This is a genomic window from Streptomyces sp. R35 (assembly GCF_041053035.1).
GTDB lineage: Bacteria > Actinomycetota > Actinomycetes > Streptomycetales > Streptomycetaceae > Streptomyces > Streptomyces lutosisoli.
This window is the reverse complement of the sequence record NZ_CP163440.1, coordinates 1,899,333-1,924,192: the sequence shown is the minus strand read 5'-3', so window position 1 is coordinate 1,924,192 and position 24,860 is coordinate 1,899,333. Positions and strand designations below refer to the sequence as shown.

Genomic DNA, 24,860 nt, shown 5'->3' with positions numbered 1-24,860 from the left:
CGGCTGGTCCGTGCTGGTCGCGCCCACCCGGCGGAGCCGCACATGACACAGCCCCGCGCCCCTTTCAGGGGCGCTCTTGTCCCCGTATCGCTGAACAAGGAGCCCCAGTCGTGACCGAGCACGTCGAGTGGAGTGAACCGGAAGCCGCCGCCGTACCGGCGAACGCGCCCGTCACGCCTGCCGACGCCGCCGACGCGGCGCGTCTCGTCGCCTTTGGGCTGCAGCCCAAGTTGCAGCCCGCGCGGGATCAGGAGTACGCGGAGCTGTTGCGGCGCTACCGGGAGGACCCGCCCTTCGCGCGGCTTGCCGACGCTGTGGCCGCCGGGCTCGGGCTGGTCGTCCTGGAGGTGTCACCGCGCGCGGGGATGGCGGTGACCGCCGCCGAGGACTCGGTGTTCGCCGTGCGTATGGGCGACTACGCGCGTCGTGCGTCGTCCGACTCGGGGGACCGTTTCCTGCACGGGCTCGCGCATCTCGCCGTCGCCGCCATGGCGTTCCCGCGCCCCGAGGACCTCGCGGACGACGGGTACATCGGGCGTGTCTCGGTCAACGGCGTCGATGCCTTCGTACGTCAGGCCTGCCATCGCCTCGAGGAGCGGGCCGAGGAGCAGGGCGAGAACACCGACCCGGCGACCGAGGCGCCCGGGCTTGAGTCGGCCTGGCGGATCTGGGCGCGGCGCAGCTCCACCGGGGCCACCAAGGACGCGCGAAGACTGGCCGGCTCGACCACCGGCATCGTCGGCAAGGCCGTCGCGTTCCTCACCGACTCCGGATTCCTGCAGCGCACCGGCGACGACTCCGGAGGGACATACCGGACGACGGCCCGCTATCAGCTCCAGGTCCGTGACATGGCGGGCAGCGCGGCGATGGCCGAGCTCCTTGAGCTGGGCATCGTCCCGGTGACCGACGGCACCGCGACTCTGCTGCCCGCCGAGGACACCGACGACCTGGAGCTGGCGGCCGACGCCGGACTGCCGTTCCACTCCTGACCGCCTGAACTTCGTTTACGACTACGAGAGTCCGCCGCCATGTACGAGCTGTCCCGGGTCCGCCTCTACTCCATCGGGCCTGCCGGTGCGCGCTATGCCGACACCGTGCTTGACCTGCGGGGTGTCGGCGAGCCCGTGCCCGACCCCGCGCCCACCCAGGCGGAGTTCTTCGAGGAGGAGCCCGTCGGGCCGCCGCGCCGGCCCGCGCCCGCGGGCGTGCTCTTCCTGGAGAACGGCGGCGGCAAGTCGGTGCTGCTCAAGCTGATCTTCTCGGTGATGCTGCCGGGCCACCGCAACACGCTGGGCGGCGCCAGCTCCGGTGTGCTGCGCAAGTTCCTGCTCGCCGACGACTGCGGGCATGTCGCGCTGGAGTGGCAGCACACGCTGACCGGCGAGTGCGTCGTGGTCGGCAAGGTGAGCGAGTGGCGGGGGCGGCAGGTCTCCAACGACCCGCGGAAGTTCGCGGAAGCCTGGTATTCGTTCCGGCCCGGTCCCGGGCTGAGCCTGGACAACCTGCCCGTCGCCGAGTCCACCGCCGTACGGCCGTCCGTCGAGGGCGCATCCGGCGCGCAGGGGCGGCGGCGCACCATGAAGGGCTTCCGGGACGCGATCACCGAGGCCGGCAAGGCGTATCCGCACCTCGAAGTGCACTGGGAGGAGATCCACGACCGCTGGAACGAGCATTTGACGGATCTCGGCCTGGATCCCGAACTCTTCCGCTACCAGCGGGAGATGAACGCCGACGAGGGCGAGGCCGCCGGTCTCTTCGCGGTCAAGAAGGACTCCGACTTCACCGACCTGCTGCTGCGCGCGGTCACCGACACCCGGGACACGGACGGACTCGCCGATCTGGTCGGCGGCTTCGGCAACAAGCTGGGGCGGCGCGCCGAGCTCATCGCCGAGCGGGACTTCACGGCCGGGTCCGTGGATCTGCTCGGCCGGATCGTCGAGGCCGCCGAGGCGAGGGCACGCGCGCGTGACATCCACGCGGGCGCCGAGCGGCGGACGCGGACGCTGGCGCGGCGGCTGTCCGCGCGGGCCGTGCAGGAGCGCGTGCGCGCCGGTGAACTCGCGCAGCGGGTGACGGCCGCCGCGTACGCCGTGACTCATGCGGAAGGCGCCCGTGAGCGCAGCTCCCTGATCGCCGCCGAACTCGCCTACCGGCACGCCTCGTTGGCACTAGCCGGGGCGGAGAAGTCCGCAGCCGCGCAGAAGCGCGAGCTGGCCGACGCCCGCACACTGCACTCGGCCTGGCAGGCCGCCGAGGCCGTGCTGCGGCACCGCGCCGCCGCCGACCGCTCCGCGCGCGTGGCCGCCGCGATTCTGGAGGCCGAGCGGGACGCCGCGCCCGCGCTCGCCGCGCGCGCGAGGGCCGCCGTCGACCTCGTACGCGCCCTGCACCGCGCCGCCGAAGGCGCCGAGGCACTCGCCAACGAGGAGGAGGAGCGGTCCGCCGGGCTCCAGGAGATCGGCGAGACGGCGTACGCGGACTCGACCGCTGCGGCCACCGCAGCGCAGCGCGCCCGCAGCGAGGTCGGGCATCTGCGCCAGCGTCTGAGCGAGGTCGAGCAGGAGACCGCCGAGGCGGTCCGTGCCGGCTGGCTCGACGACAGCGCCCCCGACGCCGACCCGGCCCGCGCCGCTCTCGCCGCCAGCGACGCCGAGAAGACGGCCGTCGCTGCCTGGGACACCGCGCGGGAGGCCTCGCGGCGCGCTTCGGAGCATGCTCGGGAGGCTGCGTCCGCCGAGTCGCGCGCCGAGCTCACGGCGGCGCGCGCGGCGGACGCCGCGACCGCGGCGGAGCTGGCCTACGACGGGGAACGGCGTACGGCCGAGGCGTTGGCGGGAGAGGAACGGCTCGCGGAACTGCTGAGCCTCCCCGGCACCGGCGTTCGCCACGGAGTTCCGCAGCCGCGGCGTGATGAGGAAGCCGACAGCTCCGCCAGTCCTTCCGGTGGCGCCCCGTTCACTCCCGAAGAGCTGGACAACTACGCCGACGAACTCCGCGAACTCCTCGACGACGGCGTAGCCTCCGCCGAACGTCAGCTCTTCGAGCTGCGCACCGCCGCGGCCGATGACGCACGCATCCTCGGGGCGCTCGGTGACGGAGGGCTGCTGCCCCCGGGGCCGGACGTGCTGGCCACCGTCGAGTACCTCGGCGAGCACGGGATCCCCGCACTGCCGGGGTGGCGCTACCTCGCGCAGGCCGTCGACCCCGTCGACCACGCGCGCGTGCTGGCCGCGAGGCCGGAGCTGGTCGACGGTGTGATCATCACCGACCCGGACACGCACGCACGGGCCCGCGAGGCGCTCAGCGACGCGGCACTGCTGCCGCGGTCCGCCGTGGCCGTGGGCACCGCGGCCGCGCTGCTCGCCCCGACTCCGGCCCCCGACGCGGGCGACGGCGACGTGTTCCTCGTACCGCCGAACCCGGCCATGCACGACGAGCACGCCGCCGACGAGGAACGGCAGGCGCTGCGCACCCGTGCGACCCAGCGGGACGAGGAGATCCGCACCCTCGCGGCACGGCTCGGCAAGGACCGTGAGCTGGCGGCGCGGCTGGCGTCCTGGCGGACCGGCTGTCCGGCGGGGCGGCTCGTCGAGCTCGCCACGGCCGCCCACGACGCGCGCGCGTTCGCCGAGGAGACCGAGGCCGAGCTGGCCGAGGCGCGTACCGTCCGGGCGGAGGCCGACGAGGCGGCGGCCGAGGCGGCCCACGTACGGGACGAGCGGCAGGAGGCCGCCCAGCGGGCCCGGCGTGCCGCCGACGCGCTCGCCGGACTCGCCTACCGGCTGCGCGAGCGCGCCGGCTGGCAGGTCAAGGTCCGCGAACTCGCCGATGAGGCAACGGAGTCGGAGGCCCGCGCCCAGGTCTGTCTGGAGCGCGCCCGCGCCGCTGACGAGGACCGCCGGGCCGCTCAGCGCGCCGCCGACGACGCCCGCCGCACGGCCCGCGCGCTGCGTGCCGAGCGCGCGGAGATCGCGGGCGCCCCCGACGACGTACCGGAGGACGAGACAGGCGCGTCGAAGTCGTCGCTGCCCGCCTTGCGTGAGGCCTACCGGGCCGCCTCCCAGCTGTACGAGAAGGTCGGCGTCGGCGCCGACCTGCGGGCCGAGCAGGCGCGGGCCGAGAGCGACGCGAGCGCGGCGCTGGCCGAGTGGGACCGGCTCAGCAACAAGGTGCGGACACGGGCGGCGCAGCTCCTGGAGTCGCCGGACGGTTCCGACGGGCCCTCCCGGCAGGCCGCCGCCGCGCGTGCGGAGGAGCTTGTGCAGCTCCTGGAGACCCGGATGTCCACGGCGAGCGAGCAGCTCGGACGCCTGCGCGGCGAGGCCGAGCGCCACGCACCCGAGGACGGCGAGGCCCACACCGAGCTTCCGGAGGAGCTGCTTCCGCGCGATGCCGAGCACGCGCAGAGCCTGCTGCGTACCGCCACCGCCGAACTCGCCTCCCGTACCGAGGCGTTGAGCCAGGCGCGCGAGGCCCACGCCGAACTGCTCGACGCCCACCGTGCCGCCGAGGATGCCGCCGGTGGCTTCGACGAGACGGCCGCCCTGCTCAGGGACCTGCTGCGGGAGCACGCCGACGAGGAGCAGGAGGAGCCGGAGCCCTATCCCGGCACCCTCGAAGAGGCCCGGCACTCCGCCGCAGAGGCGCGCCGCTCGCTGCGCGGCTGCGCCGCCGACCTTTCCGCCGCCGAGGGCGCCGTGCGCGAGGCGAGCGACATCCTCGTCCGGCATGCCAACTCCACGCGCTACGAGCAGGTGCGCACCCCGGCGCGGCAGCAGATCCGTGAGTTGCCCGCCTCTGCGCTGCCCGAGCACGCCCAGAAGTGGGCGGACGCGTTCGCGCCCCGACTGCGGGTGCTGACGGACGAGTTGGAGCAGCTGGAGCGCAACCGGGACTCGATTGTGGACCGGCTGCGCGGGCTGGTGGAGTCGGCTCTCGCCACGCTGCGGTCCGCTCAGCGGCTCTCCCGGCTTCCCGAGGGGCTCGGCGAGTGGTCCGGGCAGGAGTTCCTGCGCATCCGCTTCGAGGAGCCCGACCAGGCGACGCTCACCGAGCGGCTCGGCGAGGTCGTCGACGAGGCCACCCGCGCGGCGGTCAAGAAGAACTCCGACATGCGGCGTGACGGGATGTCGTTGCTGCTGCGCGGGGTCAGCGCCGCGTTGCAGCCGAAGGGCATCGCCGTGGAGATCTTGAAGCCGGATGCCGTACTGCGTGCCGAGCGCGTCCCCGTCGGGCAGATGGGCGACGTCTTCTCCGGCGGCCAGCTCCTCACCGCGGCCATCGCGCTGTACTGCACGATGGCCGCGCTGCGCAGCAACGACCGGGGCCGCGACAAGCACCGCCATGCCGGCACGCTCTTCCTCGACAACCCCATCGGGCGCGCCAACGCGACGTACCTGCTGGAGTTGCAGAGGGCCGTGTCCGACGCGCTCGGCGTCCAACTCCTCTACACCACTGGTCTGTTCGACACGACCGCGCTCGCCGAGTTCCCCCTCGTCATCCGGCTGCGCAACGACGCGGACCTGCGCGCCGGGCTGAAGTACATCAGCGTCGAGGAACATCTCCGACCGGGACTGCCGCAGCAGTCCCCGGCCGGGGAGGATGATTCGGTGCACAGCGAGATCACGGCGACGCGGATGTTCAAAAGGCCCGCGCCAAGCGCCTCGTAAGGGGGCGCGGGGAGCTGCCCGCCCAGCCACAAGCGGCCCGCGGGGCAGGCTCGTTGGAGCCGGCGGCACTGTGACGGCGTAACCGGGGATGCCCCCTTGGCCGTGACGAGAGCGGCAGCTCTTGGTCGTGGTCAAGAGGGGCGCCCCCAGGTCGTGCCTAGGAGTGCGACAACTGTCCGGCCCCGCCGCCCTGGCGACGTATCCGCTCCTGCGCGCGCTCCGCGGCCCGCGCCTGTCGCTTGGCCTTGCGTCGCTCGCGTCGCAAGGCCCGCGCGGTGCTGCTCGGTTCCGACACCACTCCGTTCCGCTGGTTCCACACCTGTCGTGTGACCCAGACGTCGAGGGCGGCCCAGGTGGCCACAACCGTGCTGCCCACGCTGCTCAGGACCATGGGGAAGGCCAGCCACGATCCCGTGACGGTGCACAGGAAGGCCACCACCGCCTGCGTGAGCGTCACGGCGATGATGATCACCGCGCGCACGGCCGCCGTACGCACCGGATCGGGCAACCGCCGTCTGCGCGCGGGCTCCTCGATCCACAACGGCCGGTAGTACCCCTCCTCTTCGTACCCTTCCGCCGCGACGCCTTGCTCAGGAGCCCGGCCGTGCTCGCTCATGGCGGCGCCCTGTCCGTCCGGCTCGTCGCGACCGCGCGTCGCGTCGCGTCGCTCAGTCAGCTGACCGCGTCCGTCCGCCGGAATGTCGCGATCCGGTGCCTGAGTGGCCGGTCGTGCCACCTCGGGCGTTGCCACCCCTGTCCCGAGCGCCCCGTGCCGCTCCGCCGTGCCCATCAACTCGTCACTCCCCACCGCCCAGCAGGCCCCTCGCACTGGTGTCATGCGACACCGGCTCCCCAGTGGCTGCCCGGCTTGCACTGTTTTACGCCGCCTGGACGCGGCATGCGGCCCCTGCGGCCGATTCCGCCCCCATTTCCCGTACAGAAAGACGAACGGAGTGCCTCGAAGATTCCCAACGAGCGAAAAAATCCGGCCAACTGACCAAGTTCACCGCTCCGATGGGATCCGGCCCCAACTGCCGGTTTCGGGGAGGCAATCTCCCCCAATGAACGGACAACTGCCCATGTCTCGTTCCCATCCCGGCGGAGCTGCGTCCGGACAGCGCTTCGAGTTACCTGTGCGTCAGTAGTAGGCTCACGCCGTTTGTTGACGCACATGTGTACCCCCCGGGCCGGAGGGGGTCGAGCTGGGGGAGGCCATGCGCTTTCGCGGGAAGTCCATCCGCCGGAAGATCGTGGCGCTGCTCCTCGTGCCGCTGGTGTCCTTGACCGCGATCTGGGCCTTCGCGACCGTGCTCACGGGGCGCGCGGCCAACCAACTGTTCAACGTGGCCGACATCGTGGAGAAGATCGGCTATCCCACCGAGGACGCCGTCCGGGTCCTCCAGCAGGAACGCCGCCAGACTCTCGTCTATCTGGCCGATCCGCGCGCCTCCGACGCGCTCGCGGCGCTCAAGCGCAGCCGGACCGCCACTGACAGCGTCGTGGCGAAGGTCCGCAAGAACTCCAAGGACGAGGACCTGCGCGAGGAGATGGGCGGGGGCACCTCGGAGCGCCTCACCGCCATCCTGGACGCCGTCGACGGAATCGACTCGCTGCGCCACAGCGTCGAGGAGGGCACCGTCAACCGGTCCCAGGCCCTCGACCAGTACAACCGTCTGATCGACCCCTGTTACGTCCTGATGGCCAACCTTCATGTGCTCGACGACGTCGAGATGGACAAGCAGGGCCGCGCCCTCGTCAACGTCGCCCGAGCCCGCGAGCTGCTCTCCCGCGAGGACGCCCTCCTCGGCTCCGCGCTCGTCGCGGGCCGCATCACCCGCGACGAGATCCGCGACATCTCCGACCTCGTCGCCCAGCGCACGCTGCTCTACGACACCAGCCTGCCGCTGCTGCCCTCCTCGGAACGCGATCGCTTCCAGCGCTACTGGAAGAACGCCGACACGGCGCCCCTGCGCGTCGCCGAGCAGTCCGTCGTCAACTCCGCCGCCGGCTCGCCGCGTGGCGTCACCGCGAAGAGCTGGGACAACGCGGCCGGACATGTGCTCGACGACCTCGCCAAGCTCGACGACAAGGCGGGCGACCGCTACCAGGACCGGGTCCGGCCCGTGGCCATGGCCGTCATCGTCAAGGCGGTCATCGCGGGCGTCATCGGGCTCATCGCTCTGCTGGTCTCGCTCGTGATGTCCGTACGCATCGGCCGGAGCCTCATCCGCGACCTGCGCCGACTGCGACTGGAGGCCCACGAGGCGTCCGGTGTCCGGCTGCCCAGCGTGATGCGCCGTCTGTCCGCCGGCGAACAGGTCGACGTCGAGACCGAGGTTCCGCGCCTGGAATACGACAAGAACGAGATCGGCGAGGTGGGCCAGGCCCTCAACACCCTCCAACGCGCCGCCGTCGAGGCCGCGGTCAAGCAGTCCGAACTGCGCGACGGCGTCTCCGAGGTCTTCGTCAACCTCGCGCGCCGCAGTCAGGTCCTGCTCCACAAGCAGCTCACCCTGCTCGACACCATGGAGCGCAGGACCGAGGACACCGACGAACTCGCCGACCTGTTCCGCCTCGACCACCTGACCACCCGCATGCGCCGCCATGCCGAGGGCCTGGTCATCCTCTCCGGCGCCGCCCCGTCCCGGCAGTGGCGCAAGCCCGTACAGCTCATGGACATCGTGCGCGCCGCCGTCGCGGAGGTCGAGGACTACGAGCGCATCGAGGTACGACGGCTGCCGCGCGTCGCCGTCACGGGACCCGCGGTCGCCGACCTCACCCACCTCGTGGCCGAACTCCTGGAGAACGCCACGGTGTTCTCGCCACCGCACACGGCCGTTCAGGTCCTCGGTGAGCGCGTTGCCAACGGCTTCACCCTGGAGATCCACGACCGCGGCCTGGGCATGGCCGCCGAGGCGCTCCTCGACGCCAACCTGCGGCTCGCCGAGACCCCCGAGTTCGAACTCTCCGACACCGACAGGCTCGGCCTCTTCGTGGTCAGCCGGCTCGCCCAGCGGCAGAACGTCCGCGTCTCCCTCCAGCCCTCCCCGTACGGCGGTACCACCGCGGTCGTGTTCATCCCCGACGTGCTCCTCACCGACGACGTCCCGGACACCAACGGCATCGGCTTCCGCCTCGACCGCACGCTGCCCACGAAGGAGGGCGAGACCGAGGAGGGCCGCAAGGCGGCGCTCTCCCAGGTGCCGGTACGGCTCCCGGGCCTGCCCGCCTCGATCCTGGACGGTCCGGTCGAACTGGAGGCGCCGGTCGACCTGGACACCCTCACCGGATTCCCGGGCGCCCTCGACGACGAGGACAGCGAGCGCGGCGGTCTGTTCCGGCCTCGTCGCTCCATAGCCGGTGTTCCGGGCGAGCTGCAGCAGACCCACGACGGCCTCGGCGAGCCCGCCCGCTCCGGCGACGACGACCTTCCGGCTGCCGCGCCGGTCCCGCTGCCGAGGCGCAGGACACCCAAGCTCGTCAGCTCGCACGGGCGCCCTGTGACCCAGACGAGGTCCCGGCGCGACGAGGCGGACGGGGAGTTCGCCGAGGACTTCGACTCGCTGCAGAGCCTGGAGCCGGTGCAGAACCTGGGGCCCGTGGGGAGCCCGGAACCGGTGGAGCGCGGCGCGGTGGACCTCGGCGGTGCGAAGCCGCTGCCGGCCCGCCGCGGAGAGCGTGGTGAGACCCCGGCCCGGCGTGGCGGCGAGCGCCCCGAGGCCTCGGGCCTTCGCGAAGCTGCGGGAGTGCGAGAAGCGGCCGGCCTTCGCGAGGCGCCCGCTCTCCGTGAGGCGCGCGGCCATGGAGACGCCCCCGCCCTCCCCCGGCGCACCCGTCGCACCACCGCGTCGCCGAGCACGGACGAGACCACCCCGCGCTCCGACGCCGCGACGGGAGAGGCAGAATCAGGCGTGGGCCCGCTGCCCCGCCGCGTCCGACAGGCCAATCTGGCCCCGCAGTTGAAGGACGGCCCCGAGCGGCGCACCGAGCGCGACAAGGCCCGTACCGGCACAGGAGCGGACCTCGCCGAGCGCGACGCGGACGAGGTGCGCAACCGGATGGCCTCGCTCCAGCGGGGCTGGCAGCGCGGCCGCGAGGAGAACGCCGCGGGCGACGACGCCCAGGACGGCACAGCAAGAGGAACGACAAAGGGGGACGGTCGATGACCGCACCGAAGGCCGCAGGGCCCACCACGACCAGCAAGGCGACAGGCGAGCTGAACTGGCTTCTCGACGAACTGGTGGACCGCGTCGCCAGCATCCGCAAGGCGATCGTGCTCTCCGGCGACGGCCTTCCCACCGGGGCTTCCAAGGACCTGACCCGGGAGGACAGCGAGCACCTGGCCGCCGTCGCGTCCGGCTTCCACAGCCTCGCCAAGGGCGTCGGCCGCCACTTCGAGGCGGGCAGCGTCCGGCAGACCGTCGTCGAACTCGACGAGGCCTTCCTGTTCGTCACGGCCGCCGGTGACGGCAGCTGCCTTGCCGTCCTCTCGGACGCCGACTCCGACGTCGGGCAGGTCGCGTACGAAATGACGCTCCTGGTCAAACGGGTCGGCGTACATCTGGCCGCCGCTCCACGCACCGATCTGCCTTCGGGCGGGTAGTGGGATGACATGAGCGTGAGCGGAGACGGTCAGGGAAGACGCCACTGGTTCGACGACGAGGCCGGACCGGTGGTCCGGCCGTACGCGATGACACGGGGCCGCACCACCAGTCCGGCCCAGCACCGCCTCGATCTGATCGCGGTGGTCGTCACCGAACCGCACGCCGACGACCCCGAAGCGGACCAGACGCTGTCCCCGGAACACGTGGACATCGTCGAACTCTGCCGCGACGCCCCCCAGTCGGTCGCCGAACTCGCCGCCGAACTCGACCTGCCCATCGGAGTGGTCCGGGTCCTCATCGGAGACCTGGTGGACGACGAAATGGTCCATGTGACACGTCCCGTACCCCCTGCCGAACTGCCGGACGAGAGTATTCTGCGCGACGTGATCAACGGCCTCCGGGCGCTCTGAGCAGGGCGGAAGCGGGGAACAGACGTGACAGGCTGGCAGTTCTGGGTCGATCGAGGCGGCACCTTCACCGATATCGTCGCGCGCCGCCCGGACGGCCGCCTGCTCACGCACAAGCTGCTCTCGGAGAATCCGGCCAGATACGCCGATGCGGCGGTCGCGGGCGTGCGCGAGCTCCTCGATGGCGAGGGTGGCGCGGGCGGTGACGGCAAGGGCTCCGAGGGTGCGCACATCGAGGCCGTCCGTATGGGCACCACCGTCGCCACCAACGCCCTCCTGGAACGCAAGGGTGAGCGCACCCTCCTCGTCGTCACCCGCGGCTTCCGTGACGCCCTGCGCATCGCCTACCAGAACCGGCCCCGCATCTTCGCCCGGGCGATCGAACTGCCCGAGCTGCTGTACGAGCGTGTCGTCGAGGTCGACGAGCGGATCGCCGCCGACGGTACGGTGCTGCGCGCCCCCGACCTGGAGGCACTCGCAGGGCCCCTCCAGGAGGCCTACGACTCCGGGATCCGCGCCGTCGCCGTCGTCTGCATGCACAGCCACCTCCACCCCGCCCACGAACAAGCCGTCGGCGAGCTGGCCGCCCGCACCGGGTTCCCGCAGATCTCGCTCTCCAGCGAGGTCAGCCCGCTGATGAAACTCGTCCCACGCGGTGACACGGCCGTCGTCGACGCCTATCTGTCGCCCGTGCTGCGCCGCTACGTCCAGCGCGTCGCCGACGAACTCCAGGGCGTGCGGCTGATGTTCATGCAGTCCAATGGAGGGCTCGCCGAAGCGGGCCAGTTCCGGGGCAAGGACGCCATCCTGTCCGGGCCCGCCGGCGGCATCGTCGGCATGGCCCGGATGTCGCAGCTCGCCGGCTTCGACCGCGTCATCGGCTTCGACATGGGTGGCACGTCCACGGACGTCTCGCACTTCGCGGGCGAGTACGAGCGGGTCTTCACCACCCAGATCGCCGGGGTCCGGCTGCGCGCGCCCATGCTGGACATCCACACCGTCGCCGCGGGCGGCGGCTCGGTGCTGCACTTCGACGGCTCCCGCTACCGCGTGGGCCCCGATTCGGCGGGCGCGGCCCCAGGGCCGGCCTGCTACCGCGGCGGCAGCCCGCTCACCGTCACCGACGCCAACGTCACACTCGGCCGTATCCAACCCGCCCACTTCCCGGCGGTGTTCGGCCCCCATGGCGACCAGCCCCTCGACGACACCCTGGTCCGCGACCGGTTCACCGCCCTCGCGCGCGAGATCCGGGAGCAGACCGGCGACGACCGTACCCCTGAGCAGGTCGCCGAGGGCTACCTCCAGATCGCCGTGGCCAACATCGCCAACGCCGTCAAGCGGATCTCGGTGCAGAAGGGCCACGACGTCACCCGGTACGTGCTGACCACCTTCGGCGGCGCGGGCGGCCAGCACGCGTGCATGGTCGCCGACTCGCTCGGCATCCGTACCGTCCTCGTTCCGCCCATGGCCGGTGTCCTCTCCGCCCTCGGAATCGGACTCGCCGACACGACGGCCATGCGTGAACAGTCCGTGGAAGCGCCCCTGGAAGCTTCCTCGATGCCCGGCGTCCTCAAGACCGCCGACGACCTGGAGGGCGCCGCCCGCGCCGAACTGCTCGCCGAGGACGTGCCCGAGGACCGCATCCAGGTCACCCGCCGCGCCCAACTCCGCTATGACGGCACGGACACAGCGCTCACCGTCGAGCTCAGCGAGCCCGACACCATGACCCACGCCTTCGAAGAACGCCATCGCGCCACCTACTCCTTCACCCTCGACCGCCCGGTCGTCGTGGAAGCCCTCTCCGTAGAAGCCACCGGTCTCACCGAACCCCCCGATCTCTCTGCCCTCGCGCCCCATGAAGCCGTCGTCGAAGGCAGCTCCGCTGCGCAAGGCCCCTACGCAGCCCCGGAGACGGTGAGCCTCCACACGGGCGGCGCCTGGCGCGACGTACCCCTGCACCGCCGCGAGGAACTCCCGCCCGGCGAGACCGTGAGTGGACCCGCGATCATCGCCGAAGCCGGTGCGACGACCGTCGTCGACGACGGCTGGCGGGCCGCGACGACCGATGACGGGCATCTGGTCATGGAACGCGTCGCGGTTACGCAGAGTTCCGATCTCGGCACGGAAGCGGACCCGGTTCTCCTGGAGGTCTTCAACAACCTCTTCATGTCCATCGCCGAACAGATGGGCGCCCGCCTGGAGTCCACCGCCCAGTCGGTCAATATCAAGGAGCGCCTGGACTTCTCCTGCGCCCTCTTCGATCCCGACGGCAGTCTTGTCGCCAACGCCCCGCATATCCCTGTCCACTTGGGCTCGATGGGCACGAGCGTCAAGGAAGTCATCAGGCGGCGCGGGGACAGCATGCGGCCGGGCGACACCTACGCGGTCAACGACCCGTACCACGGCGGCACCCACCTCCCCGACGTCACCGTGATCACCCCGGTCTTCGACACGGAGGGTGAGCGAATCCTCTTCTACGTCGCCGCGCGGGGTCACCACGCCGAGATCGGCGGCATCTCTCCGGGCTCCATGCCCGCGAACAGCCGCACCATCGACGAGGAGGGCATCCTCTTCGACAACTGGCTGCTGGCCGAGAACGGCCGCTTCCGCGAAGCCGAGACCCTGGCCCTGCTCACCGCGGCGCCCTACCCCTCGCGCAATCCGAAGACCAACCTTGCCGACCTGCGCGCCCAGATCGCCGCCAACCAGAAAGGCGTCGACGAAGTCGCCCGCATGATCGAGGACTTCGGGCTCGATGTCGTCCAGGCGTACATGAAGCACGTCCAGGACAACGCGGAAGAGGCGGTGCGGCGCGTCGTCGACGCTCTTGAAGACGGTGAGTTCGCTTACGAGACCGACTCGGGGGCCGTCATCCGCGTCCGCGTCTCCGTAGACCGCGAAAAACGCTCCGCCACCGTCGACTTCACGGGCACCTCCCCGCAGCTCACCACCAACTTCAATGCCCCGTTCGCGGTGGTCAACGCAGCCGTCCTGTACGTCTTCCGCACGCTCGTCGCCGACGACATTCCGCTCAACGACGGCTGTCTGCGACCCCTGGACATCGTGGTGCCGCCGGGATCGATGCTCGCTCCCGAGCCTCCGGCCGCAGTCGTCGCGGGCAACGTGGAGACCTCTCAGGCGATCACCGGCGCCCTGTACGCGGCCTTGAGCGTGCAGGCCGAGGGCTCCGGCACCATGAACAACGTCACCTTCGGCAATGAGCGGTACCAGTACTACGAGACCGTGGCTTCCGGATCGGGCGCGGGCGACGGCTTCCCCGGCGCGCCCGTCGTGCAGACCCACATGACCAATTCGCGGCTCACCGACCCCGAGGTCCTGGAGTGGCGACTGCCCGTCCAGCTCGACGAGTTCGCGGTCCGGCGCGGAAGCGGTGGCGCAGGGCGCCGGCGCGGCGGAGACGGCGCCGTGCGCCGCCTCCGGTTCCTCGAGCCGATGACCGTCTCCACGCTCTCCCAGCACCGCAGGGTGCCGCCCTACGGCATGGCGGGCGGCGCGCCCGGAGCGCTCGGCGCCAACCGGGTGGAGCGCGCGGACGGCACGGTCACCGAACTTGGCGGAAGTGACTCGACAGACGTCGGCCCCGGCGACGTACTCGTCATCGAAACCCCCGGCGGCGGGGGCTACGGTCCACCGCCGCACGACCCCCATCAAGCAGGAGAAGAGATCGATGATCTTCGGGCGTTCTGAGCGCGGCAAGCCCCCGGTCGAGCCCGTCACGCTCAAGATCCTGGTGGCCGGCGGCTTCGGCGTGGGCAAGACGACCCTCGTCGGCGCGGTCAGCGAGATCAAGCCACTGCGCACCGAGGAGGTGCTCACCGAGGCGGGCCGGCCCATCGACGACACCAGTGGGGTGGAGGGCAAGCACACCACCACCGTCGCCATGGACTTCGGCCGCATCACGCTCCGCGAGGACCTGGTGCTCTACCTCTTCGGGACGCCCGGGCAGGACCGCTTCTGGTTCCTGTGGGACGAGCTTGCCACCGGCTCGCTGGGCGCCGTCGTGCTCGCCGACACCCGCCGCCTGGAGGACTGCTTCGCCGCCGTCGACTACTTCGAGCGGCGTTCCATACCGTTCGTGGTCGGCGTCAACTGCTTCGAGGGCGCGGCCCGCTATCCCGCCGACGACGTCCGCCAGGCCCTCGACCTCGACCCCGCCGTGCCGGTCGTCATCTGTGACGCGCGGGACCGGGAGTCGGTCAAGGAGGTCCTCATCGGAGTCGTCCAGCACGCGATGGCGCACGCGGCCGACCGCCGCCAGACCGTCACCACCTGACGCAACAGGTACGGCCCGTACCCCCGCCGACTGGGGTACGGGCCGCAGTCATGCACGCGCGCGTGCTTCATGCGAGACGCACGCACGCGTGGACCCCTGTTTCAGCTGACGTCCTCCTCGTGCCAGCCGAAGCTCTTCTCCACTGCTTTGCGCCAGTTGTGGTACTCACGGTCGCGCACGGAGGCCTCCATTGCCGGTGTCCACTCGACGTCCTTCTGCCAGTGCGATTTCAGCTCGTCGAGGTCGTTCCACACACCGGTCGCGAGCCCGGCAGCGTACGCCGCGCCCAGGCAGGTCGTCTCGGAGACCTTCGGACGGATCACCGGCACCCCGAGAACGTCCGCCTGGTGCTGCATCAGCAGATTGTTCTTGGTCATGCCGCCGTCCACCTTCAGGGTGGTGATCTGCACCCCGGAGTCCTGGTACATGGCGTCGACGACCTCGCGCGTCTGCCAGCTGGTCGCCTCCAGAACCGCCCGGGCGAGGTGCGCCTTCGTGACGTACCGCGTGAGCCCGGTGACGACACCGCGCGCGTCGGAGCGCCAGTACGGGGCGAACAAGCCCGAGAACGCGGGCACGATGTACGCGCCGCCGTTGTCCTCGACACTAGCCGCCAGCGTCTCGATCTCGTCGGCGCTGCGGATGATGCCGAGCTGATCGCGGAACCACTGCACCAGCGCCCCGGTGATCGCGATCGACCCTTCGAGGCAGTAGACCGGCGCCTCGGTGCCGATCTTGTACCCCATGGTCGTCAGCAGCCCGTTCTTCGAAGGAACGGGCCGGTTACCGGTGTTGAGCAGCAGGAAGCTTCCCGTGCCGTATGTGTTCTTCGCCGTCCCCACGTCGTAGCAGGCCTGCCCGAACACCGCCGCCTGCTGGTCGCCCAAGGCCGACGCGACGGGGACGCCCGCGAGCTGGCCCACGGCGGTGCCGTACACCTCTGCGGAGGACCTGATCTCGGGGAGGACCGCTTCGGGGACGTTCATCGCGGAGAGGATGGACGGGTCCCACTGGAGCGTCTCCAGGTTCATCAGCATGGTGCGGCCGGCGTTGGTCACGTCGGTGACGTGCTGCCCGCCCTCCGTGCCGCCGGTCAGGTTCCAGATCAGCCACGAGTCGATGGTGCCGAAGGCGATCTCGCCGCGCTCGGCACGCGCGCGCAGCCCCGGAACGTTGTCGAGCAGCCAGGCCGCCTTGGGCCCCGAGAAGTAGCTGGCCAGCGGCAGACCGGTCTGCTCGCGGAAACGGTCCTGCCCGTCCGAACCGCCCAGTTCGTTGCAGAGCGCGGACGTACGGGTGTCCTGCCACACGATCGCGTTGTGCACGGGCTTGCCGGTGGCGCGGTCCCACAGGACCGTCGTCTCGCGCTGGTTGGTGATGCCGAGCGCGCTGACCTGGTCGGCGCGCAGCCCGGCCTTGGCGATGGCGCCCGCGACCACCGCCTGCACCTTGGACCAGATCTCGGTGGCGTCGTGCTCCACCCAGCCCGGCTTCGGGAAGATCTGGCGGTGCTCGCGCTGATCGACGGCGACGATCGCGCCGTCATGGTTGAAGATGATGCAACGGCTTGAGGTGGTGCCCTGGTCGATTGCGGCGACGTACTTCTCGGCATGATCCGTCATGACGTCCCCTTCGTCAGAAGGCTGCGTTGTAGATCGCGGCCCCGATGGCGGCACCCGCGATCGGGCCGACCACCGGGATCCAGGAGTAACTCCACTCAGAGGTGCCCTTGTTGGGAATCGGCAGCAGCGCGTGGGTGAGGCGCGGTCCCAGGTCGCGCGCCGGGTTGATGGCGTACCCGGTGGGGCCGCCCAGTGAGAGGCCGATGCCGACGACGAGGAGGGAGATGAGCAGGACGGGCAGGCCCGCGTCGCCGATGCCCGCGACGTGCTTGTCCCCGCCGACCAGCCCGAGGATGGGCAGCATCAGGGCGGCGGTGGCGATGATCTCGGTGATCAGGTTCTGTACGGGGTTGTTGATCTCGGGCCGTGTCGAGAAGATCCCCAGCGTCTCGATGGCCTTGTCCTCCTCGGCGTTGAGGTTGAACTGGCCGAGGTAGAGCAGCCAGCAGAGCGTGGCCCCGATCATGGCTCCGGCGAACTGCCCCAGGATGTAGAAGGGCACGTCCTCCCACTTCGTGGAGCCCTCGATCGCGAAACCGATCGTCACGGCGGGGTTGATCTGCCCGCCGGACAGCGGTGCCGCGGTGTATGCGCCGGCGAGCACGCCGAAGCCCCACCCGAAGGCGATGACCACCCACCCCGCTCCCTGCGCTTTGGACTTGTTGAGGGTGACCGCGGCACACACTCCCGCGCCGAACAGGATCAGAATCGCTGTGCCGATCAACTCGCCGACAAAGATGTCTCCGTTGCTCATGGCGGCTCCTAGGCCCTCGCCCGAGGCGATCCGCCCCGGGCCACCGTGCAGGGTGCGTTTCCCATGGCTACTTCAGCCGAAGGCAGGGAGGTCCCGCGCCCCGCCCGGCGTCCGTGACGAGCGTGCCGTCGCAGCGGAATCGCCCGTGGGGACGGCCCGTGGTACAGGTCGGAAACCCGAGCGGCGCGGTGCCTGAAGACGCCCGAATGCGGCGATGCCGACTGACACCCGGAAGTGTTCACCGGTGCCCAGGGGGCGTCAAGGTCGCGGACCGCAACGGTTCGAAGGCCACGAATAGGACGCGCGTTGCGGTGGGTTGTCGGGGGCGGGGACGGGGTGGGCGTGCGGACGGCGATCCTCGCGCCCGTGGCCTGGCGGCCCCTGCCTCGCCCGCGGCGGCCCGGCGGCCGCGTTCGGTCTGGGACTGGGAACCGCTCACCACGGGACGGGATCCGTGCTTCGCCTGGATTGCTATGCGTTGTGCGCCCTGGAACCGGTATCCGCGCCTCGCCCAGGTACGGGCCCCGATGCCTCGTCCGGGTAGGGGTACGGGCGCCTTGTCCGGTTACGGGTACAGACGCCTTGTCCGCGGACGCTACGGGGATCAGAGCCTCCTCCGCGGAACTGGCCGTTCACCGAAGCCGCCCAGGCAGCAGCAATTTGCGATCCCGCCTCCTGCGACCGCTGAGGCCCGCGGACTGGCGTCGACGCCCGGGATCGGCCGTTGCCGGGTCGTGCGTACCCCCGCCGGGCTCCGATCGCCGGGTCAGGCCTCCAGTGGTCAGCCGGTCAGCGTCTGCCCGGACGGCTGCGCCGGTGCCGCGCCCGAACCGCGGCGGATCTCGTGGCCCGGCAGTCCCGCACGCCCCAGCACCCAACTCGCCCCGGTCAGGGCCTTCGCGGCCTGCTTGAGGGGCGCCAGGCACGCCGCCGCCTGCCGGTGGTCGGTCACACTGCCGGGCGCGCACAGCACCGTCGCCAGCGACAGCGTGACGGTCCGCCCGCCCGCCGACCAGGGCGTGTCGAGCACCGAGGTGGCCAGCGGGTCGAGGGTGTCCGGGTCCGCCAGCACCAGGAAGTCGTCCCCGCCGATGTGCCCGACATGCGTCGCCCCGGATGCCGCGTGCTGCAATGCCCGGCCGACCGCCCGGATCAGGTCGTCGCCCGCCGCGAACCCCGCTCCGTCGTTGACCTGTTTGAAGTGGTCGACGTCCAGCCAGGTCAGCGCGAACATCCTGCCGTCCGCGATCCGCCGGTCCACCTCGCCGGTGATCGCGTCCGACCCGGGCAGCCGGGTCAGCGGGTTGAGCCCCGCAGCCTCCTCCACCCGGCTCTCGGCCAGCGCTCGTACGAGATCCGCCAGCCGTACGACGCCCACGCATCGCCCGTACCGGTCGACGACCGCGACATCGTCGGACGTACGGTCCCGCTCCCCGTCCGCCACCACGTCGAGCACTTCCCACGCGGTGGCGTCGACGCCGACCGTGCGCGGCGGATCGCCGAGCTTGGCGGCAGGCCGGTCGGCGTACAGCGCATGCCCGTAGCGCCCCGACAACGACAACAGGAACCGCGACCGGTGCACTGAGCGGACCGGAATACCGGAGGGATCCACGAGCAGTACCCCGGACACGTCGGGCGAGCCGGTGAGCAGCGCCCGCACCCGGCCCGCGGACGCCGTGGCGGGCAGCAGCGCCGCCGGCCGTACGAACTGCCGTACGGACGGACCCGACCGCGGCGTCGACGCGACGCCGCGGGAGAGGGCCGGAACGTATACGTCCGCTGCGGGCAGCCGGGCGGGCGGCGCGAACAGCTCGCCCTGCGCCAACTGAGCGCCCGCCGACACCGCGGCAGCGCACTGCGACTCCGTCTCGACCCCCTCGACGGACAGCAGCGCGCCCAACTGCTCGCACAGCGTCCGCATCGCCCGCACCGCCGCGGGCCGCGTCAGCAGGGACACATCGAGCTTCATCAGCTCGGGCGCGAGGTCCGTGAGCAGACGCAGGGGTACGTCGCCGTCACCCACCCCGTCCGCACAGATCCGGAAGCCCTCGCGCCGCAGCGCGGTCACCGCCTCCAGCAGGGCGTGCTGGGGCACGTGTGTGTACGGCGGTCCGATGTCGATCGTCACCTCCCACGGCAGCCGCCCGGCCTCACGCACCGCCTCGCGCAGCGCCGCGAGCCCGCCGAGATCGGCCAGGGTTCCGGCGAACACGTTGACGTGCAACGGCAGCAGCGTCTCCTTGTGGGCCGCCGACCGGATCGCCAGCGCGGCCAGGCGGCCGTCGAGTTCGGGGTCACGGCGGGCCTGCGCCAGGATGTCACCGGCCTCCGGACGGGCGAGTATCTCCAGCGCCGCGACCCCTCCGGTCGTCAGATTGACGACCGGCTGGAAGGCAAAGCGGACAGTATCCGTCCAGGAGGGCACAGCAGCATAGTGGCGCCGCCCGCGCACGCCCGGGCGCGATTCATGAGCTGTTCACGCAGCATTCCGAGGTCGTCACACCGAGTGGGGACGGCCGCGGTACGAGCCACGCGGACGACGGACGACGACGGCACGCGCACGGCAGCCGGGATCACCGGACGGCGATGACCGACGAGCCGTGTCCGAACAGCCCCTGGTTCGCGGTGATCCCCACCCGTGCCCCCGCGACCTGCCGGTCACCCGCGCTGCCCCGCAGCTGCCATGTCAGCTCGCACACCTGGGCGATGGCCTGCGCCGGAACGGCCTCTCCGAAGGAGGCGAGCCCGCCGCTCACGTTCACCGGTATGCGTCCGCCCAGCGCCGTCGCGCCCTCCCGCAGCAGCTTGGCCGCCTCGCCCTCTCCGCACAGCCGCAGATCCTCGTACCACTGCAACTCCAGGGCGGTGGACAGGTCGTACACCTCGGCCAGGGAGAGATCCTCGGGACCGACGCCCGCCTCCTCGTACGCCGCGTGCGCGATCGATGCCCGGAAGGAGTCGGCCGCGGGCTCAGCCGCCACCGCTGAGTCCGTGGCGATGTCCGGCAGGTCCAGCACCGTGTTGGGAAAGCGCGGCGTCACTGTGGACACGGCGCGGATCCGTACGGGGTCCGCCTGTCCGTGCACACGCGCGAACTCCATGCTGGACAGCACCACGGCCGCGCCGCCGTCAGAGGTCGCGCAGATGTCGAGCAACCGCAGCGGATCGGCGACGACCGCGGAACCGGCGACCTCCTCGGCGGTGACCCTCTTGCGGTAGCGCGCATGGGGATTCAGTGCCCCCAGGGCGGCGTTCTTCACCTTGACCTGCGCGAAGTCCTCCAGCGTGTCCCCGTGCACCACCATCCGCCGCCGTGCGTACAGCCCGAAGTACGTCGGATTCGTCGCCCCGAGGACGCGGAACCGCAGCCAGTCCGGATCGTCCTGTCTGTCCCCGCCCGCCGGGCGGAAGAACCCCTTGGGCGCCGCGTCCGCGCCCACCACGAGCACGACGTCCGTGAGGCCCGAAAGGATCTGGGCCCGCGCTGTGTTGAGGGCCTGCGCTCCCGACGCGCACGCCGCGTACACGCTCGCGACCCGCGCCCCCTGCCAGCCCAGCGCCTTGGCGAACGTCGCCCCCGCCACGTATCCGGGATAGCCGCCGCGCACGGTGTCCGCGCCCACGATCGAGCCGATGTCCCGCCAGTCGACCCCCGCGTCGGCCAGCGCCGCCCGCGCCGCCATGACCCCGTACTCGACGAATCCGCGCCCCCATTTGCCCCAGGGGTGCATGCCCGCGCCGAGCACCGCCACGTCACCGGTCATGCGCTCACCCCCGTATGCCGCAGGCCCCTCAAGCTCCTCACGCTCCTCAAGCCGTCACCCCCGTCGGCCGCCAGTGCCACGTCGTCCAGGTCGTCTCCGCGTCCTCGTTCAGCACACCCGGGACGACCTCCACCTCCATGCCCACCGTCAGGTCGGCGACGGTGATCCCGGGAACTGCCTGGCCGAGTACCACAATGCGCTCGGATTCCAGCTCCACAGCGATCAACGCGTAGGGCTCCCAGGAGAGTTCCGGATCGGTCACATAGGGTGACGGAGGTCGGTACTGGCTGTCCGTGTACGACCAGACGCGGCCGTGCCGGGACAACGGCACCTCGGCCAGCTCGCCGCCCTGGCATCCCGGATTGCGGCAGAAGGCGTCCTCACGGGGGAAGAAGACGGAGGCGCACGCCGAGCAGCGCGTACCGAGGAGACGGAAGTCGTCGCCTTCCCCGGCGAACCACCCGGCGACCACAGGTGTGCGTGTACGCGACAAGGCCCCTCCATGACACTGGATCTGACGGAACGTCAGAAGTGTGTCACGGGCAGCGGGAATTGGGCAGGCGTCGTGGTGAACCACAGGGGCCGCTCGGGCGTCGGAGTACCTGTGGGGACGGCCGGGGCCCACGGGGGTGGATCCGGCCGTCCCCAAGTGATCGGATACAGTCCGCGGCGTGTCCGCAACCCCGCACCCGCCCGCCGACTTCGCACCCGACTCGCACTGTTCGAGCTGCGGCGCACCCTACGGAGAGGGCATCTCCGGCTGGCCCCGCACCTGCGCCGCCTGCGGCACCGTGGCCTACCGCAATCCGCTGCCGGTCGCGGTGGCCCTGCAGCCCGTGTACGACGCCCGGGGAACCGCTCTGGTCGTCATCACCCGGACCATTGCCCCCGCGCGCGGGGGCATCGCCCTGCCCGGAGGGTTCATCGACCACCGTGAGGATTGGCGGCACGCCGTCGTCCGCGAGCTCAAGGAGGAGACGGGCATCGACGCGGCGAGCCGGGAAGTGCGGCTCGCCGACGCGATGAGTTCTCCCGCCGGGCATCTGCTGCTCTTCGGACTCCTCCCGGAGCGCCCGGCCGCCGAACTGCCGCCGTCCGCCTCCACGGACGAGACGGAGGGCTGGCACCTGCTGCGCAGGCCTGCCGAACTCGCCTTCCCATTGCACACCTTGGTGGTACAGGCATGGTTCGAGGGGCGGTACGTCTGAGGGGCTCGTGGTCCTGAAGACGCGCTCAAGATCCGTGTGTCATCGCCTGCCATCCGTACGCCGCAAGGCTCACCTGGGATGCTCAGGGATCCGTCAGCCGGCCCCGAGCCCTCGCACACGCACGGGATACGGCGGCTCGCTCAGGCCGCCCTCTCCCTCCCGGTACACCACCACGTGCCGCCCCTCCCAGCGCGTCACATAGCGCTCGATCTCCGGTTCGTCCCACCCGTCGCCCGCGTCCGGCACGACGAGCCCGCCTCCGCTGCGTCCGCGCGCGGGAGCCCACACCTCCAGCTCCAGACCGCCGTCGGCTCCCCGTACGGGCATGACGGCACCCGCGCGCGCCAGCACCGGAATCCGCGACAAGGGGGCATCGACCAGCACCTGCGCCGGCCCCTCGTAAGCCGTCTCGGTGACCGTGTCGTACCAACGCCCCCGCGGCAACTGCACGGCCCGTCGGTCGGCCCCGTGGTCCAGTACGGGCGCCACCAGGAGACAGTCGCCGAGCAAAAAGACGTCCTCGCAGTCGCGCAGTGCCCGGTCCTCGGGCGCGCCCCACCACACCGGCCGCACATACGGCGCACCGGTGCGGCGCGCCAGATGCGCCAGCGTCATGAAGTACGGGAGCAGACGCCGCCGCTCGACGAGCGCCACGCGCGCGTGCTCCAGGACGGCGTCACCGAACTCCCAGGGCTCTCTGCGCCCCGCCCGCAGACTGGCGTGCGTACGGAACAGCGGCAGGTACGCGCCCAGCTGGAACCACCGCAGATACAGCTCGGGCGACGGGCTCCCGTCGAAGCCGCCCACATCGGGTCCCGAATACGGCACCCCGCACAGCCCGAGCCCCATCACCAGCGACAGCGACGCCCGCAACCCGGGCCAGCCCGTCGCCACATCCCCGGACCAGGTCCCTCCGTAGCGCTGCATTCCGGCCCACCCGGAGCGTGAGAAGAGGAACGGCCGCTCCTGGGGCGCAAGTTCACGAAGACCCTCGTACCCGGCCCGCGCCATGCCCAGCGCGTACACGTTGTGCGCCTCGCGATGGTCTCCGCCGTGCCCCTCCAAGGAGTGCCGGGCCGAACGCGGCAGCGTCGACTCCCCGAACGCCGTGAACGACGTCGGCTCGTTCATGTCGTGCCAGAACCCGGCGAAGCCCTGCGCGAGCCGCTCCTCGTACAGCCCGCCCCACCAGCGCCGCACGCGCGCGTGCGTGAAATCCGGATAGACCGACTCCCCAGGCCATGCGACACCCCGCACGAGCCGCCCCGAGGCATCCCGTACGAAGGCGTCCTTGGCGAGGCCACTGTTGTACACGGCGTTGCCCGGCTCGGCCTTGACCGCCGGGTCGACGATCGACACCAGGCGGATGCCGTCGCGGCGCAACTCCTTGGCGAGCACGGGCAGCTTGGGGAAGTGCTCCCGGTCGACCGTGAACACTTGGTGCGCGTCGTAGTGGTCGATGTCCAGGTGGACCGCGTCGAGCGGAAGACCGCGCTCCTGGTAGCCCGCGACGATCCGCCGCACCTCCTGCTCGCCGCCGAAGCCCCACCGCGCGTGATGGTGCCCCAGCGCCCACGCGGGCGGCAGCGCGGGCGCCCCGGTGAGCGAGGCCCACGCGTGCAGCACGCGCGCGGGGGTGCCCACCATCACCCAGCAGCGCAACGGGCCGCCGTCCATTCGCAGCTCGCACGTCCCGGCCCGGTCGTGCCCGGAGCCGGCCCCCTCCTCGCCCTCACGCAACGTCACCGTTCCGTCCCACGACGTGTCGTGGAACACGAGATGCGTGGCCGCGTCGGCGACCACCATCTGCACGGGCATGGTGATGTACAGCGGATCGTCACCAGGCCCGAAGGCCTGGCCGGGATCCGTGTTCCACAGCCGGTACATCCCGTCGCGCAGCCGGGGTCCCGCCGCGCGCCCGCCCAGGCCGAAGAACCGCGCGTCGGCAGCCACTTCGGAGCGCTGCATCCAGCGGGCCGCGCCGCCGTCGACGGGCTCCCACCAACGGGGCGGCAGATCGCGGCGCAGGATCACACCACCGGGCGTACGCACCTCGACCGCGCCGTGCCGCGAGACCACGACCGTCACCCGTTCGGCCACGACCCGCCAGCCACCGTCCTTGTCGGGCTCCAGGACGACCCGCGGGTCCGGCTCCGGGCAGCGGCCCGCGAGCGCGTACGACGGCTCCGGACCGACCCCGTCCCAGCCCCAGAACACCGCACCGCTCACCGCGACCGTGATCCGCAGCTCGGACCGCGCGAACCGGACGACTCCGCCGCCGGGCTCCGGCTCCACACCTTGCACCGGCCCGGGCACCCGGGCGCGTTCGGCGCCCCGCTGCGGCAACCCGGTGGCGTCGGCACGCCTCCTGCGCCACGCGGCCCGCACGGTGCGCAACCCTTGAGTGGCACCCCCCGAGCCGACTGCCTTCACCGAACGCACCAGGTCACGACCGTCCATGCTGCTCACCCTGCCATTGCCGACGCCAAATGGGTGAGTCGTTCAACTCCCGTTCACCCGTGGCGACGCCACATCTTC

The 24,860-nt window shown here is 71.5% G+C and carries 15 protein-coding genes; 8 read left to right on the top strand and 7 right to left on the bottom strand.

What is annotated here, in order from left to right:
- Window positions 1–110: 110 nt before the first annotated feature.
- Complete coding sequence (locus AB5J50_RS09100; RefSeq protein WP_369256583.1) at window positions 111–989, top strand: hypothetical protein; 879 nt, start codon at window positions 111–113, stop codon at window positions 987–989.
- A gap of 39 nt (window positions 990–1,028) precedes the next feature.
- Window positions 1,029–5,669, top strand: coding sequence for a hypothetical protein (locus AB5J50_RS09095; RefSeq protein ID WP_369256581.1), 4,641 nt, complete (start codon window positions 1,029–1,031; stop codon window positions 5,667–5,669).
- A gap of 157 nt (window positions 5,670–5,826) precedes the next feature.
- Here the strand turns inward: AB5J50_RS09095 and AB5J50_RS09090 are convergent, their stop codons facing one another.
- Window positions 5,827–6,459: a hypothetical protein gene (locus tag AB5J50_RS09090; RefSeq protein ID WP_369265343.1), complete on the bottom strand. Its 633-nt coding sequence runs from the start codon at window positions 6,457–6,459 to the stop codon at window positions 5,827–5,829.
- A gap of 424 nt (window positions 6,460–6,883) precedes the next feature.
- Between AB5J50_RS09090 and AB5J50_RS09085 the strand changes: the two genes are divergently transcribed.
- Genes AB5J50_RS09085 through AB5J50_RS09065 form a run of 5 tightly spaced genes read left to right on the top strand, consistent with a single transcriptional unit; the run spans window position 6,884 to window position 14,974 of the window.
- Window positions 6,884–9,835: a nitrate- and nitrite sensing domain-containing protein gene (locus tag AB5J50_RS09085; protein ID WP_369256579.1), complete on the top strand. Its 2,952-nt coding sequence runs from the start codon at window positions 6,884–6,886 to the stop codon at window positions 9,833–9,835.
- The gene (locus AB5J50_RS09080) at window positions 9,832–10,272 is read left to right on the top strand and encodes a roadblock/LC7 domain-containing protein (RefSeq protein ID WP_327427156.1); all 441 of its coding nucleotides are present in this window, start codon (window positions 9,832–9,834) and stop codon (window positions 10,270–10,272) included. Before AB5J50_RS09085 ends, AB5J50_RS09080 begins: the two co-directional genes overlap by 4 nt.
- A gap of 15 nt (window positions 10,273–10,287) precedes the next feature.
- On the top strand, window positions 10,288–10,683 hold the full coding sequence (locus tag AB5J50_RS09075; RefSeq protein WP_327434910.1) for a DUF742 domain-containing protein: 396 nt from the start codon (window positions 10,288–10,290) through the stop codon (window positions 10,681–10,683).
- Window positions 10,684–10,707: 24 nt separating this feature from the next.
- The gene (locus AB5J50_RS09070) at window positions 10,708–14,388 is read left to right on the top strand and encodes a hydantoinase B/oxoprolinase family protein (RefSeq protein ID WP_369256577.1); all 3,681 of its coding nucleotides are present in this window, start codon (window positions 10,708–10,710) and stop codon (window positions 14,386–14,388) included.
- Complete coding sequence (locus AB5J50_RS09065; protein ID WP_327427154.1) at window positions 14,369–14,974, top strand: ATP/GTP-binding protein; 606 nt, start codon at window positions 14,369–14,371, stop codon at window positions 14,972–14,974. Before AB5J50_RS09070 ends, AB5J50_RS09065 begins: the two co-directional genes overlap by 20 nt.
- Before the next feature lie 101 nt (window positions 14,975–15,075).
- Here AB5J50_RS09065 and glpK read toward each other — a convergent pair whose 3' ends face one another.
- The 5 genes from glpK to AB5J50_RS09040 all read right to left on the bottom strand — a co-directional run bounded on the left by glpK (window position 15,076) and on the right by AB5J50_RS09040 (window position 21,586).
- Window positions 15,076–16,596: a glycerol kinase GlpK gene (gene glpK / locus AB5J50_RS09060; RefSeq protein ID WP_327427153.1), complete on the bottom strand. Its 1,521-nt coding sequence runs from the start codon at window positions 16,594–16,596 to the stop codon at window positions 15,076–15,078.
- Window positions 16,597–16,609: 13 nt separating this feature from the next.
- On the bottom strand, window positions 16,610–17,350 hold the full coding sequence (locus AB5J50_RS09055; protein ID WP_369256575.1) for an MIP/aquaporin family protein: 741 nt from the start codon (window positions 17,348–17,350) through the stop codon (window positions 16,610–16,612).
- A gap of 781 nt (window positions 17,351–18,131) precedes the next feature.
- Complete coding sequence (locus AB5J50_RS09050) at window positions 18,132–19,775, bottom strand: EAL domain-containing protein (RefSeq protein WP_369256573.1); 1,644 nt, start codon at window positions 19,773–19,775, stop codon at window positions 18,132–18,134.
- A gap of 148 nt (window positions 19,776–19,923) precedes the next feature.
- Entirely contained in the window at window positions 19,924–21,114 is a 1,191-nt protein-coding gene (locus tag AB5J50_RS09045) for a lipid-transfer protein (protein ID WP_369256571.1), read from the bottom strand.
- A gap of 46 nt (window positions 21,115–21,160) precedes the next feature.
- The gene (locus AB5J50_RS09040) at window positions 21,161–21,586 is read right to left on the bottom strand and encodes a Zn-ribbon domain-containing OB-fold protein (protein WP_369265342.1); all 426 of its coding nucleotides are present in this window, start codon (window positions 21,584–21,586) and stop codon (window positions 21,161–21,163) included.
- Between the two features lie 199 nt (window positions 21,587–21,785).
- On the opposite strand from AB5J50_RS09040, the gene AB5J50_RS09035 reads away from it, so the two are divergent.
- A complete protein-coding gene (locus tag AB5J50_RS09035) occupies window positions 21,786–22,322 on the top strand; it encodes an NUDIX domain-containing protein (protein WP_327427149.1) in 537 nt (178 codons plus the stop codon).
- A gap of 93 nt (window positions 22,323–22,415) precedes the next feature.
- Here the strand turns inward: AB5J50_RS09035 and AB5J50_RS09030 are convergent, their stop codons facing one another.
- Window positions 22,416–24,782 carry a TIM-barrel domain-containing protein gene (locus tag AB5J50_RS09030; RefSeq protein WP_369256569.1) on the bottom strand — a complete coding sequence of 789 codons (2,367 nt, stop codon included), beginning with the start codon at window positions 24,780–24,782 and terminating at the stop codon, window positions 22,416–22,418.
- Between the last annotated feature and the right edge of the window lie 78 nt (window positions 24,783–24,860).